Annotated in this window: 13 protein-coding genes; 4 read left to right on the top strand and 9 right to left on the bottom strand. The window is 60.8% G+C overall.

Going from position 1 to position 14,658, the window contains the following annotated elements; genetic code table 11:
- The first annotated feature begins 181 nt into the window (after window positions 1-181).
- Genes ACM6IO_RS09925 through ACM6IO_RS09935 form a run of 3 tightly spaced genes read left to right on the top strand, consistent with a single transcriptional unit; the run spans window position 182 to window position 5,657 of the window.
- The gene (locus tag ACM6IO_RS09925) at window positions 182-1,426 is read left to right on the top strand and encodes an exonuclease SbcCD subunit D C-terminal domain-containing protein (RefSeq protein ID WP_414911378.1); all 1,245 of its coding nucleotides are present in this window, start codon (window positions 182-184) and stop codon (window positions 1,424-1,426) included.
- Window positions 1,423-5,064, top strand: a complete 3,642-nt coding sequence (locus tag ACM6IO_RS09930) for an AAA family ATPase (RefSeq protein ID WP_414911379.1) — start codon at window positions 1,423-1,425, stop codon at window positions 5,062-5,064. Before ACM6IO_RS09925 ends, ACM6IO_RS09930 begins: the two co-directional genes overlap by 4 nt.
- Window positions 5,061-5,657 carry a glutathione S-transferase gene (locus ACM6IO_RS09935; protein ID WP_414911380.1) on the top strand — a complete coding sequence of 199 codons (597 nt, stop codon included), beginning with the start codon at window positions 5,061-5,063 and terminating at the stop codon, window positions 5,655-5,657. The genes ACM6IO_RS09930 and ACM6IO_RS09935 overlap by 4 nt, the downstream gene beginning before the upstream one ends.
- A 99-nt stretch (window positions 5,658-5,756) precedes the next feature.
- On the opposite strand, the gene ACM6IO_RS09940 is transcribed toward ACM6IO_RS09935, so the two are convergent.
- The 9 genes from ACM6IO_RS09940 to ACM6IO_RS09980 all read right to left on the bottom strand — a co-directional run bounded on the left by ACM6IO_RS09940 (window position 5,757) and on the right by ACM6IO_RS09980 (window position 12,693).
- Complete coding sequence (locus tag ACM6IO_RS09940) at window positions 5,757-6,014, bottom strand: hypothetical protein (RefSeq protein ID WP_008030107.1); 258 nt, start codon at window positions 6,012-6,014, stop codon at window positions 5,757-5,759.
- A complete protein-coding gene (locus ACM6IO_RS09945; protein WP_008042879.1) occupies window positions 6,011-6,223 on the bottom strand; it encodes a hypothetical protein in 213 nt (70 codons plus the stop codon). Before ACM6IO_RS09945 ends, ACM6IO_RS09940 begins: the two co-directional genes overlap by 4 nt.
- 115 nt (window positions 6,224-6,338) lie before the next feature.
- The gene (locus ACM6IO_RS09950; protein WP_008030104.1) at window positions 6,339-6,464 is read right to left on the bottom strand and encodes a hypothetical protein; all 126 of its coding nucleotides are present in this window, start codon (window positions 6,462-6,464) and stop codon (window positions 6,339-6,341) included.
- A 211-nt stretch (window positions 6,465-6,675) separates the two neighbouring features.
- On the bottom strand, window positions 6,676-6,855 hold the full coding sequence (locus ACM6IO_RS09955; protein WP_008030101.1) for a hypothetical protein: 180 nt from the start codon (window positions 6,853-6,855) through the stop codon (window positions 6,676-6,678).
- 155 nt (window positions 6,856-7,010) lie between these two features.
- Window positions 7,011-8,180 carry a lactonase family protein gene (locus ACM6IO_RS09960; RefSeq protein WP_414911381.1) on the bottom strand — a complete coding sequence of 390 codons (1,170 nt, stop codon included), beginning with the start codon at window positions 8,178-8,180 and terminating at the stop codon, window positions 7,011-7,013.
- Window positions 8,173-8,469, bottom strand: coding sequence for a DUF5629 family protein (locus ACM6IO_RS09965; protein WP_008030097.1), 297 nt, complete (start codon window positions 8,467-8,469; stop codon window positions 8,173-8,175). Before ACM6IO_RS09965 ends, ACM6IO_RS09960 begins: the two co-directional genes overlap by 8 nt.
- Window positions 8,470-8,672: 203 nt before the next feature.
- Window positions 8,673-10,247 (bottom strand): aldehyde dehydrogenase (NADP(+)), encoded by a 1,575-nt coding sequence (locus ACM6IO_RS09970; protein WP_414911382.1) that lies wholly within the window; start codon window positions 10,245-10,247, stop codon window positions 8,673-8,675.
- Between the two features lie 10 nt (window positions 10,248-10,257).
- Window positions 10,258-11,250 carry an AraD1 family protein gene (araD1, locus tag ACM6IO_RS09975; protein WP_008030092.1) on the bottom strand — a complete coding sequence of 331 codons (993 nt, stop codon included), beginning with the start codon at window positions 11,248-11,250 and terminating at the stop codon, window positions 10,258-10,260.
- A 135-nt stretch (window positions 11,251-11,385) separates the two neighbouring features.
- Window positions 11,386-12,693 (bottom strand): MFS transporter, encoded by a 1,308-nt coding sequence (locus ACM6IO_RS09980; RefSeq protein WP_223434592.1) that lies wholly within the window; start codon window positions 12,691-12,693, stop codon window positions 11,386-11,388.
- 193 nt (window positions 12,694-12,886) lie between these two features.
- On the opposite strand from ACM6IO_RS09980, the gene ACM6IO_RS09985 reads away from it, so the two are divergent.
- Window positions 12,887-14,623 carry an IlvD/Edd family dehydratase gene (locus tag ACM6IO_RS09985; protein WP_008030087.1) on the top strand — a complete coding sequence of 579 codons (1,737 nt, stop codon included), beginning with the start codon at window positions 12,887-12,889 and terminating at the stop codon, window positions 14,621-14,623.
- Window positions 14,624-14,658 lie beyond the last annotated feature (35 nt).

The raw sequence follows: 14,658 nt of genomic DNA on the forward strand, positions 1-14,658 counted from the left end.
CCTACAAGGCCGGGGGCGGCGCGAATCCCTGTAGGAGCCAGGCTTGCCGGCGAAGAGGCCCTTGAGGTTGTGGTGGCCAGTTCCTGCAGTAGGTTTGGTGTCGCTTTACCCGTAAACTCTCTCCCCTTTCGCCGCTGTCAATTTCCTCGCGGCCATCACCTTATTTCCTACGGAGCTCGCCTTGCGTCTGTTTCACACCTCCGACTGGCACCTTGGGCAGAACCTGCACGGCCAGGAACGCGATTTCGAGCACGGCTGTTTCCTCGATTGGCTGCTGCATCAACTGAAACTGGACCAGCCCGATGTGCTGTTGATCGCCGGCGATATCTTCGACACGGTCAATCCACCGGTCAAAGCCCAGGAACGCCTCTACGATTTCATCGTCAGCGCCCACGAACAGCAGCCGAAGCTGACCATCGTGATGATCGCCGGCAATCATGACTCCGGCTCACGCATCGAATTGCCTGCACCGTTGATGCGCCGTTTGCGCACGCATGCGCTGGGTCGTGTGTTGTGGCTGGATGACGGCCAACTCGACGCCGAGCGCCTGCTGCTGCCGCTGCCGGACGCCAAGGGCAAAACCGTCGCCTGGTGCCTGGCGTTGCCATTTTTGCGACCTGCCGAAGTGACCGGCGCGCACCTGGGCGACAACTACCTGCGCGGGATCGGCCAGGTTCACGAGTGGCTGATCGAAGCCGCCAACGCCAAACGCAAGAAAGGTCAGGCGCTGATTGCCATCAGTCATGCGCACATGGCCGGCGGTTCGGTGTCCGAAGATTCCGAGCGCAGCTTGATCATCGGCAACGCCGAAGCGCTGCCCGCCAGCCTGTTCGGCCCGAGCATCAGCTACGTTGCCCTTGGCCACTTGCACAAACCACAGAAGGTCAACGGTGAAGAACGCATTCGCTACAGCGGCTCGCCGATTCCACTGTCGTTCTCCGAAATCGGTTATCAGCATCAGATTCTCGACGTCCGGCTCGACGGCGAAACCCTGGTCAGCGTCGAACCGAAACTGATTCCCCGCGCCGTCAACCTGCAACGTATCGGCCCTGCACCTCTGGCTGACATCCTGCTGCAACTGGGCGACCTGCCGAACATCGACTTGCTCGCCGACACTCAGCGTCAGCCGTGGCTGGAAGTACGGGTGCGCCTCGACGAGCCACAACCCGACTTGCGCCATCAGGTCGAAACCGCGCTGCAAGGCAAAGCCGTGCGCCTGGTGCGCATCGCCGCTGAATACGCCGGCAACGGCAGCCGTGATGGCCTCGATGACGGTGCGACCCTGGTTGAACTGGACCAGCTCACGCCCCAGGAATTGTTCAGCCGCGCCTGGCAGGACAACTACGGCAGCGAGGTCGATGAGCAAACGCTGAAGGACTTCGCCGAGCTGTTGCAAGACGTGCAAATGGAGAGCGAACAGCCATGAAAATTCTCGCGATCCGCCTGAAAAACCTCGCCTCCCTGGCCGGGCCGTTTGAAATCGACTTCACCGCCGAGCCGTTGGCCAGCGCCGGTTTGTTCGCCATCACCGGGCCGACCGGTGCCGGCAAAAGCACCTTGCTCGATGCCTTGTGCCTGGCGCTGTTCGGCGCCGTGCCGCGGTTGAGCAACGCGCAAGTGTCGGCCAAAGCGCCGGACGCCGACGGTGAAATCAGCACCGGCGACCCGCGCACGTTACTGCGTCGCGGTACGGGCGAAGGCTATGCCGAAGTGGATTTCGTCGGCATCGATGGCCGTCGCTACCGCGCTCGCTGGGAAGCCAATCGCGCCCGGGAGAAAGCCGGCGGCAAGTTGCAACACAGCCGTCAGAGCCTGCGCGACATCGATCTGGATCAACTGCTGGCCAGTCAGAAGGTCGAATTCAAGGTCCAGCTCGAAGCTGTCCTGGGCTTGAACTTCGAACAATTCACCCGTGCCGTGTTGCTGGCCCAGAGCGAATTCAGTGCGTTCCTCAAGGCCAACGACAACGAACGCAGCGAACTGCTGGAAAAACTCACCGACACCGCGCTCTACACGCGTCTCGGCCGTCGCGCCTTCGACAAGGCCAAAGAGGCCCGTGAAGCGCACAAGCTGTTGCAGGATCAGGCCACCGGCGTCACGCCGCTGTCACCCGAAGCCCGCGTAGAACTGGATGAACGCTTCAACGAAGCACAGCAGCAATTGAAGACTCAACAGGCGCAACTCAAACAGTTGGAGTTGCAACACACCTGGCTGAAAGAGCTACGCCAATTGCAGGACGAGCAGCTCAGCGCCACCGAGCAACTGACCAGCGCCCGGCAGGACTGGGAAAACCTGGCCAGCGACCGCTTGAAGCTGACTCGACTGGAACAACTGGCACCACAACGGCACCAGTTCGCCCGCAAGACCGAACTGACCGCCCAGCTCACGCCGCTGGCCGCGCAGATCCAGCAGCACACCGGGCAAGAACAGGATCTGCAAACCCGTCAGACGCAACTCGAACACAGTCTCAGCGCAGCGCAAACCGCGCTGATCGAGGCACAAAGCCAACACACCTCAAGCGCGCCACTGCTGCGCCAGGCCTTTGAGGCGCAAAGCACCCTCGCCCGCCTGATCAAGGACACCGGCCTCAGCGCCGACCTCAAGCAGCAAGCGGAACGGGCCTGCTCCGAAGGCCAACAGACGATTCAAGGTTTGCTTGAGCAGCAGAATCGGGTTGCCGAGCGTCTGCAACGGATTGCCGCCGAACTTGAGCAAAGCACCCATCTGGCGCCGCTCAGCGATGCCTGGAACGCCTACCGCGACCGCTTGCAACAATTGATGCTGATCGGCAATCGCCTGAACAAGGGGCAGGCGGAACTGGCCTCTCTGGAGCAGAACGCCACCCATGCCGCCGAGGAATTGGCGGCGCAAAAACAGAATCTGGAAGTGCTCTACAAAGAGGCCGGCGCCGAGCCTGATGCGGTGGCCGAACAGATCCAGCTGCTGGGCACTCTGTTGCAGGACAACCGCAAGCAACTGCGCGCCATTGAAGAGCTGACGCGGCTGTGGACTGGCCAGCAGGAACTGGACAAGCGCATCGCCGAATTGCAGCAACGTCAAACCGTTGCCCAGCAGGAGCGCGACCGCCTGACCCAGGACGGGGTGAAAACCAAAAACGAATTGACCGTGGCCGAACAGACCCTGACGGTGACCCGCGAACTGCTGGAACGTCAGCGTCTGGCACGCAGCGCCAGTGTCGAAGAACTTCGCGAGCAATTGCAGGATGATCAGCCCTGCCCGGTCTGCGGCAGCCCGGACCATCCTTATCATCAACCGGAAGCGCTGCTGCAAAGCCTCGGCCGCCATGATGAAAGCGAACAGGCCAACGCGCAAAAAGCGGTGGATTCGCTCAAGGAAAAACTCACCGACCTGCGTACCGAAGTCGGCGGCGTGATTGCGCAACAGAAGGAATTGCTGCAACAGCAGGAGCAACTGCTCGCTCAGCAGCAAAGCCTGGCCCCGAGCCTCGATGCGCACCCGTTATCCGCACAGCTTTTCACCCAGGACAGCGCCAAACGCGATGCCTGGCTGAACCAGCAAAACAGCCAGTTGAACCAAAGCATCACGCAGGACGAACAGCGCCAGACCGCCCTGCTCACCCTGCAGCAGGACGCCACGCGCCTGCAACAGCAACTGCGCAACGCCGAATCCGCGAGTCAGCAGGCGACCCAGCACCTGGCCAACCAGCAACGCGAGTTGAGCAATGACCGTCAGCGCCTGGACGAAGAGCTGATCGCGTTCAGCACCCTGCTCCCGGCCGACACACTGGACGCCTTGCGCAACGAACCGGCTGCGACCTTCATGCAGCTCGACCGGCAGATCGCCCAGCGCCTGGAGCAACTCGACCAGCAACGCGATGAACTGAGCGAACAGCTACAACGCCAGCAGACGCTGGAGAAGGAACAGGATCGTCAACTGACCCGCGTCCAGCAGCTGGAAACCGCTCAGCGCCAGTTCACCACGCTCACCGAGCAGCAACAGGCTTGCCAGCAGCAACTGACGCAACTGCTCGGTTCCCACAGCAGCGCCGAACACTGGCAACAGCAACTGGATCAAGCCGTCGAACAGGCGCGCAATGCCCAAGCTACCGTCAGTCAAGAACTGCAATCGGTGCGCACGCGCCTGGTGCAACTGGCAGCGGAACTGAAAGCGCAGCAAGACCGCCTGCTCGCCCTTGAAAGCGAAGATCGTGAACTGAGCCTGAAGATTGCCGACTGGCGCGCCTTGCATCCGGAACTGGATGACGGCGGCCTTGAGCAGTTGCTGAGCGTCGACGACCAGCAGGTCAGCGAATTGCGCCAACGGTTGCAGCACAACGAAAAAGCCATCGAACAAGCCAAGGTGTTGTTGCAGGAACGCGATAAGCGTCTAACCAGTCATCAGGCACAGCACAACGGTAATCTCGATACCGCGCAACTGGCCACCGCCCTGTCCGAGTTGCAAAACCAGTTTGCCGCCAGCGAGCACCGTTGCGCCGAACTGCGCGCCGAACAGGCCGAGGACCAGCGCCGGCAGAACGCCAATCAGGCCCTGGCGCAACAGATCGCCGACGCTTACAGCGAGTATCAGCGCTGGGCGCGCTTGAATGCCTTGATCGGCTCCGCGACCGGCGACACCTTCCGCAAGATCGCCCAGGCCTACAACCTCGACCTGCTGGTGCATCACGCCAACGTGCAGTTGCGGCAACTGGTGCGGCGCTATCGCCTCAAACGCGGCGGCAGCATGCTGGGCTTGCTGGTGATGGACACCGAGATGGGCGACGAGCTGCGTTCGGTGCATTCGCTGTCCGGTGGCGAGACGTTCCTGGTGTCGCTGGCCCTGGCATTGGGCCTGGCTTCGATGGCATCGAGCACGCTGAAAATCGAATCGCTGTTCATCGACGAAGGCTTCGGCAGCCTCGACCCCGAATCCCTGCAACTGGCGATGGACGCCCTCGATGGCTTGCAGGCTCAGGGCCGCAAGGTCGCGGTGATTTCCCACGTCCAGGAAATGCACGAACGGATCCCGGTGCAGATCCAGGTCCATCGCCAGGGGAACGGCCTGAGTACCCTGGAGGTGAAATGACCACGCTGTACTCCTTCCGCCGCTGCCCGTACGCCATGCGGGCGCGGATGGCCCTGCGTTACTCGGACGTTGCCGTGAACATCGTCGAGGTCAGCCTGAAGGCCAAGCCTGCCGAGATGCTCGCGCTGTCGAGCAAAGGCACGGTGCCGGTGTTGAGCGTCGACGACCAAGTGATCGATGAAAGCCTGGCGATCATGCACTGGGCATTGGCGCAGAACGATCCGCAGGATTGGTTGCTCAAGGATGATCCTGCGGGGCAAGCGCAGATCGCGGCGCTGATCGAAGAGAACGATCAGGTGTTCAAGGTGCATCTGAATCGCTACAAGTACGCCGAGCGTTATCCCGAGCAGCCAATGGCGTTTTATCGCAGCGAGGGTGAGGTGTTCTTGCGCAGGCTGGAGGCGTTGCTGGAGGGTCGCGATTACTTGCTGGCGGTGCATCCGAGCCTGGCGGATGTGGCGTTGATGCCGTTCGTGCGGCAGTTCGCCCATGTCGATCGCGAGTGGTTCGGGCAGACACCTTACGTGCGGTTGCAGGCGTGGCTACAGCGATTCCTCGAGTCGGACCTGTTCACATCAATCATGAAGAAATAACCGCCCCCCCTGTAGGAGCGAGGCTTGCCCGCGAAGGGGTCATCAAGACCGCCAAAAGCTTCGCGGGCAAGCCTCGCTCCTACAGGGGGTGGTGGCGTATCAGGCGAATACTTCGCACATCTGCAACACCGAGCAATCGACCTGGAACGGCCCGAAGAAATCGCCTTGGCGTTTGATCGGTGGATTACCGGCCAGCAGGCCCATGGCCTTTTCGGTTTCGATGCTGCGAGCGAGGTTGTGATTGGCTTCGATAGCGCGAGCCACGGAACCTGCCGAGGCTTGTCCGATGCCCAACAGTGATGAGCCATTGGTCATGAACGCCAGGAAGGCGATGACCCAGAGTTTGCCCCCTTTCATGCCCCTGTCACTCCCGCCACGTCTGCGTGATCGATCACGGCGTTTTGTGCGCGGTGCTCGAACTGAATGGCGGGATAAGCGACCTGAATCGGTGCGTCGGTTTCGTGTTGAGATTGCGCGGTAATGCTGACAACCAACACCAGCGCCACGTAAAGACCGATGGCCAGGTAGGCGCCGTGTTTGGCAGAAGTGAGGATTGCGCTGGCCATGGTGTTCTCCGTGGGCATGTTTCAGTGCCCACAGAATCGATCAAAAAAGCTGTGATAACCACTCAGGGTTATCCATAGTCACCATCAGCTTCGTTGATCATTAAGCCAGTCTATTTCAGCCTTCGATAAAACTCATCATGCGCTCTCGGGCAGCGTCAGGCTCGCCTGGAACGGGCGTTGCGGCAGATAAAATGGGGGTTGAATAGAGGAACAGGAGTACCACGGCCAGACGCATCGCCATGCTGTCGATCCTTTTTATAGTAGAAGGAGTCAATAAATCAGCGTCAAATTTAAACTCATGGCCATGTGATATCAAGCGCAGCATTAATAGCAATCTGATGCTGTCGTAAACGCGTTATGCAGGAGCGACATCACTCAGGCTTTCTCGAAGCTTTTCAGCTTGATCCGCGCAAGTGACTTCGCTCCTGCATAAAGGGTGCAGGGCTTGGCTTTCAGGCTTGGGTTTTGTGATCCAGGGCTGCGTAGAAGTTGGCGCTCTGTTGCAGGTATTTCTGGGTGTAGCTCTGGGCGTGGGATTTTTTGTCGCTGATTTCAACGTTGGCGCTGGCTGGCAGAGCAACGGTGGCAGAGATGGCGGATGCGGCGATGACAGAGAAGAGATTGAAGTTCATGGCGGTATTCCTCGGATTCAGTTGGCTTGCTTGCCCGGTGGGGCCGTGAAGCAAACTTAACTGCCGAGGCTGACGCCTTGAAATCTTTTGTAGCAGTAGCAGATATCAGCGTCATTAATAGAAGGATGCAGGCCCCATCAACCGGGGCCTGCGGCCTATTGACGCACCAGGAACTTCAGATCGCTCGGGGCATCCATCGGCAGTTTCTGCACGGTTTTATCCAGCAGGCCGCTCTTGGCATCGCGTTCGACGACGACAATCTGGTTGCTCTTCTGATTGGCGATCAGCACGAACCGGCCACTCGGATCGAGGCTGAACTCGCGCGGGTGATCCCCTTCCACCGAACGGCGTTGCAGCTCTTTGAGGTGGCCGGTCGCCGGGTCAATGGCAAACACCAGCAACTGATTGGCAGTGCCACGGTTGCTGACGTAGAGGAATTTGCCATCCTTTGATGCATGCAACGCTGCGGCGGCTTTGTCCGACGTCGGTTGCCCGGCCGCCAGATCGACCATTTGCGTTCGCTCAAGCGTGCCGTCGCGGTAATCGAACACCGCGACCTGCGCACTCATTTCCAGGGTCAGCCACGCGTGTTTGCCATCGGCACTGAACAGCAAATGCCGTGGTCCGCTGCCTGGCGGCAACTGGACCGATGCGGGTGTGGCCGCGATCAACGGCAAGTCCGGGTTGGCCTTCGGATCGAAGCGATAGACAAAGATCTTGTCCGCGCCCAAATCATTGGAGAACACAAACTTGCCATCCGGCGAGGACACCGTCGAATGCACATGCGCCGACATCTGCCGCTCGGGGTTGACCCGGCTGGACGGATGACTGCTCATTTGCACCACGGGTTTGAGCGTGCCATCGGCGCCCACCGGCAACACCGCCAGCGTGCCGCCCGGGTCTTCACTCACGGAATAATTGCTGACGAACAGGTGGCTGGCATCGCCGCTGAGGCTCGAATGGGTTGGCTCGTTGCCCAGGCTCTGGACCTGATTGATCAGGCGCAGCGCATGGGTTTTGGCGTCGATCGCATAACTGCTGACGCGCCCAACCCGGTCTTTTTGCCCCGGGCCGTTTTCGTTGACCACGAACAGGTGACGCTGATCGTTGGACAGGGTCAACCAGGACGGGTTTTCGCTGTTGACCACTTGCAACGGCTTGGCGTCGAGCTGCCCGGTGGCGCTGTCGAAACTCAGGCGATAAATGCCCTGGCTTTGCCCTGCGGTGTAGGAACCCACGAGCAATTGATAGTCGTCGGCGGATGCGGCTTGAACACCCATTGCCCCGATGCTGCCAGCGATCAACAGCGGCCAGAGGTTACGCATCCTCTTGTTCGTCGTCTTCGTTGTCGCCGCTGACAACGTCGCCGAGGCAGACCAGGCGGTGTTCCCCGCCGTCGTCCTTGATCAGCCAGCTCTGCAAAGTTGAATCGAAGGTTGCCGCTTGAACCTGAGCGGGGGTGAATTCCCAGTGTTTGGCCGCTCGACCGTCCATGCATTCGATGTGCAGATTGTCGTCGACATCAAGGGCGAATTCGAAGGCATGCAACCCGTCGATTTCCACCATTCCGCAGTGTTCGAGGGCGTTGAGCAAGGTGTCGGTTGAGGCAGTCATGGCAGTCAATCTTTGAAGGGGAAAGACGCAATGATAGCGCAATGTGGGAGCAGCCTCGTGCCGGACACCACCCCCTCTAACGACACAGAAAAAAATGTGGGAGCGAGCCTGCTCGCGAATGCGGAGTGTCAGTCGACATAATCCTTGACTGTCACACCGCAATCGCGAGCAGGCTCGCTCCCACAGGGATTTATGTTCAGCCGTTAGAGCGCATCACGCGAAGGCTGTCCATCCACCAGCCGCTGAATACGCAGCGGGTTGCCGTTCTTCAACGCATCCGGCAGCAGGCTGTCGGGGTAGTTCTGGAAGCACACTGGCCGCAGGAAGCGGTCAATCGCCAGCGTGCCCACCGAGGTGCCACGCGCATCGGACGTCGCCGGGTACGGCCCGCCATGGACCATCGAATCGCAGACTTCCACACCGGTCGGATAGCCGTTGAGCAGGATTCGTCCGACCTTCTGTTCCAGCAACGCCGTCAATTCGCCGAACTGCTCGAAGTCTGCCGGTTCGCCAATGATCGTTGCCGTGAGTTGTCCGTGCAGGCCATTTAAAGCAGCGCTGAGTTGCGTCTGATCCGCCACCTCGACAAACACCGTGGTCGGGCCGAAGACCTCTTCCTGCAGCACTTCATCGCCGTCGAGCAACAGACTGACATCGGCCTTGAACAACTGCGGTTGCGCCTGATTGCCTTGCTGCGGATTACCCGCCAGGTGCGTCACGCCCGGGTGCGCGAGGAGTTTTTGCAGGCCTTGGCCATAACTGCTCAACGTCCCGGCATTGAGCATGGTTTGCGCAGGCTGATCGTTGATCAACCCCGCCACCTGCTGCACAAACGCACTGAACTGCGCCGAGCGAATGCCGATCACCAGACCGGGGTTGGTGCAGAACTGGCCACAGCCTTGCACCACCGAAGCGGTCAGGTCACGGGCCACGCTTTCAGCACGAACGGACAGGGCCTGGGGCAAGACGATCACTGGGTTGATGCTCGACATCTCGGCAAACACCGGGATCGGTTGTGCACGTGCAGCGGCCATGTCGCACAACGCCCGTCCACCCTTGAGCGAACCGGTGAAACCGACTGCCTGAATCGCCGGGTGCTTGACCAGCGCTTCGCCGACCCCGCCACCGTAGATCATGTTGAACACGCCGACCGGCATGCCGGTTTTTTCCGCGGCTCGGAGGATTGCATCTGCCACTTGCTCGGCCGTGGCCATGTGACCGCTGTGCGCCTTGAACACCACCGGGCAACCGGCGGCCAGGGCGGAAGCGGTGTCGCCGCCGGCGGTGGAAAACGCCAACGGGAAATTGCTGGCGCCAAACACCGCAACCGGACCGAGGCCGATGCGGTACTGACGCAGGTCGGGACGCGGCAACGGCTTGCGCTCCGGCTGCGCCAGATCGATGCGTGCTCCATAAAAATCACCACGCCGCAGCACCTTGGCGAACAGGCGCATCTGGCCACTGGTGCGACCGCGCTCGCCTTGAATGCGGGCGGCAGGCAGCGCGGTTTCGCGGCAGACCACGGCGACAAATTCATCGCCCAACGCGTCCAGCTCATCGGCAATGGCATCGAGGAATTGCGCGCGGCGCTCGGCGCTCAGGCTGCGATAAGCGGGGTACGCGGCAGCGGCAGCCTTGGCGGCGGCATCGACTTCTTCCGGCGTGGCCTGATAGAAATCGTGAGGTAACGCCTCACCGGTGCTGGCGTCGACGCTCTGGAGTTTGACGCTGCCGCAGGCACTGCGCTGGCCGCCAATATAGTTGTGACCAAGAATCATGGGTTGCTCCTTAAAGAATGCCGATGGTGCCGGGTTCGAAGGCCGCTTCAACCGGTGCGATGCCGTTGATCAACGGCGCACCAAACTCGGCCTGACTGATCTCGAACACATCCCCCGGCCGGGTGCGAATGCCGTCGGCAAAGGACAGGGTCGCGGTGCCGAAGAAGTGAATGTGCACGTCCCCCGGACGCAGGAACTGGCTGTATTTGAAATGGTGGTATTCGAGGTTTTCCAGGCTGTGGCACATGTTGGCCTCGCCGGTGAGAAACTCGTTCTGCCACAGCACTTCGCCGTCGCGCAAAATGCGGCTCGTGCCCGCCAGATGCTCCGGCAACTCACCGACCCGAAGCTCCGGCCCGTAACTGCAACTGCGCAGTTTGGAATGCGCCAGATAAAGGTAGTTCTTGCGCTCCATGACGTGATCGGAAAACTCGTTGCCCACCGCATAACCGAGGCGATACGGCTTGCCGTCGTGGCCGATGACATAAAGACCGCTGAGCTCGGGTTCTTCACCCGCATCTTCGGCAAACGGCGGCAGCGGGAACGGTTTACCGGGGCGAACGACGATGCTGCCGTCACCTTTGTAGAACCATTCCGGTTGCACACCGGCCTGGCCCGCTGCCGGTTTGCCACCCTCCACGCCCCATTTGAAGATGCGCAGGGTGTCGGTCATCGTTGCTTCGTCGCCGGCCTGCTGATGCATCTTGTCCCGCGCCGAGGCGCTACCCAGATGGGTCAGGCCAGTGCCGCTGACGAGCATGTGTGCCGGGTCCGGATGGTCCAGCGGCGGCAGGATGCGCAGTTTCGCCAGCAGTTCTGCATAGTCGTGGCTGATGCCCAGGCCCAGTGCGTTCACCTGCTGCTCAAGACTGACACCCGCCTCGATCGCCGCCAACGCCAGATCACGAACCGTGCGCGCGTCCTGCACCTCACGGACCAGACCGTCCTCGACCACGCCAACCCGGCGCTCGCCGTTAAACAATTCAAATTGAACCAAACGCATGAATTTTCTCCTGTAAGCAATTCTCAAAAACACCGCAGAACCCTGTAGGAGCCGGCTTGCTGGCGATAGCGATCGGCCTGTCGACAATGATGTTGAATGTGCTGACGCCATCGCCGGCAAGCCGGCTCCTACAGGTCAGCGTGCGCTGGCTGCAAACTGGTCCGCCGGCAGCACATGCTTGCGCTCCAGCAACCGATACACCACGCCGGTCAAAATCAGCCCGAACACCATCACACCCGAGAGGAAATACAGCCCCGAAGCCAGGTTGCCGGTGTATTCCTTCAGCGCCCCGATCACGAACGGACCGATGTAGCCGCCGAGGTTGCCCACCGAGTTGATCAGCGCGATCCCCGCCGCCGCACTGGCGCCAGCGAAGAACCGGCCCGGCAAGGTCCAGAACACCGCAGTGCAGGAAAACAGGGCGAACGCCACCAGGCACAGCGCCGCCAGTTGCAGCACCGGCACCGTCAGCCAGGCACTGAGAAACAGGCCGATAGCCCCCAACACATACAGCACCGCCAGATGGCCGTAGCGATCATTCAAACGGTCGGAACTGCGCGGGATGATCAACAGACCGATGATCCCGAAGATGTACGGCACCGACGACACGAAACCCGTCACCAGATCAGTGCCACCGAACTGCTTGATCAGCGTCGGCAACCACAGGCCCAGGCCATAAATGCTCAGGGTGACCGGCAGATAAAACAGCGCCAGCAGCAACACGCGTTTGTCCTTGAGCGCATGCAACGGATTGCCGTGGCGGGTCTGGCCGTATTCCTCAAGGTCCTTTTTCAGTTCGCCAGCCAGCCAGTCTTTCTCGGGCTGATCCATCCATTTCACCTGTTGCGGACCATCAGGCAGCCAACGCAGCACCGGCCAGGTCAGCAGGATCGCCGGGGAGCCGATGACGATGAACAGCCACTGCCAGCCGTGCAATCCGAGGATGCCGTCCATGCCGAGCAGGCCGCCGGACACCGGGCCGGTGATCAGCATGGCGATCGGTTGGGAGAGGATGAACAAGCCGAGGATCTTGCCGCGATGGCGAACCGGGAACCACTGCGTGATGTAGTACAGAACGCCCGGGAAGAACCCGGCTTCGGCGGCGCCGAGCAAAAAGCGCATCACGTAGAAGCTGTGCGCCCCTTGAACGAAGGCCATGCCGATGGTGATGGCGCCCCAGGTGACCATGATCCGCGCAAACCAGCGCCGCGCGCCGAATCGTTCGAGCATCAGGTTGCTGGGGATTTCCAGCAGAAAGTAACCAATGAAAAACAGCCCGGCACCAAGGCCGTAAGCCGCATCGCCGATACCGATGTCGGCGCCCATGTGCAGCTTGGCGAAGCCCACGGCGGAGCGATCCACATAGGCGATCAGGTACAGCAGGATCAGGAAGGGAATCAGTTTCAGCGTGATGCGACGAATAAGCCGCAGTTCCTGGCTCATGAGATCGGTCTCCGATTGTTGTTGTTATAGAACCTCGGGGGACGCCTCTCGCCAAAAACTGCCAGGGCCTTCCCTCCGTTGGAGCGGACTATATAGTAATACTATTTACGCAACAACACTTCCAAACAGATCGAATTGCGCTTATGTTACGCCTCAGCCAGAACAATATAGTCATACAATAAGAGAATCGATCATGTCTGATAAGAAACCCACCCTGCGCTCCGCCCAATGGTTTGGCACTGCCGACAAGAACGGCTTCATGTACCGCAGCTGGATGAAGAATCAGGGCATCGCCGACCACCAGTTCCACGGCAAACCGATCATCGGCATCTGCAACACCTGGTCGGAACTGACCCCGTGCAACGCGCATTTCCGCCAGATCGCCGACCACGTCAAACGCGGCGTGATCGAGGCCGGCGGTTTCCCGGTGGAATTTCCGGTGTTCTCCAACGGCGAATCAAACCTGCGCCCGACCGCCATGTTTACCCGCAACCTGACGAGCATGGACGTCGAAGAAGCGATTCGCGGCAACCCGATTGACGGCGTGGTGCTGCTGACCGGTTGCGACAAAACCACCCCGGCGCTGTTGATGGGCGCGGCCAGTTGCGACGTGCCCGCTATCGTCGTCACCGGCGGGCCGATGCTCAACGGCAAGCACAAGGGCCAGGACATCGGCTCGGGCACCGTGGTCTGGCAGCTCAGCGAACAAGTGAAAGCGGGCACCATCTCCATCGATGACTTCCTCGCGGCCGAGGGCGGCATGTCCCGCTCCGCCGGCACTTGCAACACCATGGGCACCGCATCGACCATGGCGTGCATGGCCGAAGCACTCGGCACTTCCCTGCCCCATAACGCCGCGATTCCGGCGGTGGATGCGCGCCGTTATGTGTTGGCGCACATGTCCGGCATGCGTGCGGTGGAGATGGTTCGCGAAGACTTGAAACTGTCGAAAATCCTTACCAAGGAAGCCTTCGAGAACGCTATTCGGGTCAACGCCGCCATCGGTGGTTCGACCAACGCCGTGATCCACTTGAAAGCCATCGCCGGCCGCATCGGCGTGGAGCTGGAGCTGGATGACTGGACCCGCATCGGGCGTGGCATGCCGACCATCGTCGACCTGCAACCTTCCGGGCGCTTCCTGATGGAAGAGTTCTACTACGCCGGTGGCTTGCCTGCAGTATTGCGGCGCCTCGGTGAAGCCAACCTGATTCCCAATCCAAATGCCTTGACCGTCAACGGCAAGACCCTCGGCGAGAACACCAAGGACGCGCCGATCTACGGCCAGGACGAAGTGATCCGCACCCTCGACAACCCGATCCGCGCCGACGGCGGCATCTGCGTATTGCGCGGTAACCTGGCGCCACTCGGCGCGGTGCTCAAACCGTCCGCCGCCACGGCTGAGCTGATGCAGCATCGCGGGCGTGCGGTGGTGTTCGAGAACTTCGACATGTACAAGGCGCGGATCAACGATCCGGAGCTGGACGTGGATGCCAACTCGATTCTGGTGATGAAAAACTGCGGACCAAAGGGTTATCCGGGCATGGCTGAAGTCGGCAACATGGGCTTGCCGGCCAAACTGCTGGCCCAGGGCGTGACAGACATGGTGCGTATTTCCGATGCGCGCATGAGCGGCACCGCGTACGGCACGGTGGTGTTGCACGTCGCACCGGAAGCGGCGGCCGGCGGGCCTTTGGCTGCGGTGAAGGAAGGTGACTGGATCGAACTCGATTGCGCCAACGGGCGTCTGCACCTGGACATTCCGGACGCCGAACTGGCGGCGCGCATGGCTGATCTGCAACCGCCGCAGCAGATGATCCTCGGTGGATATCGCCAGCTGTACATCGACCATGTGTTGCAAGCGGATCAGGGCTGCGACTTCGACTTCCTGGTCGGTTGCCGAGGTGCCGAAGTCCCCCGCCACTCCCACTAACCCCACAACCCCTGTAGGAGCCGGGGGGGGGGGGG

The organism is Pseudomonas sp. IT-P44, from assembly GCF_949768225.1.
Classification (GTDB): domain Bacteria; phylum Pseudomonadota; class Gammaproteobacteria; order Pseudomonadales; family Pseudomonadaceae; genus Aquipseudomonas; species Aquipseudomonas migulae.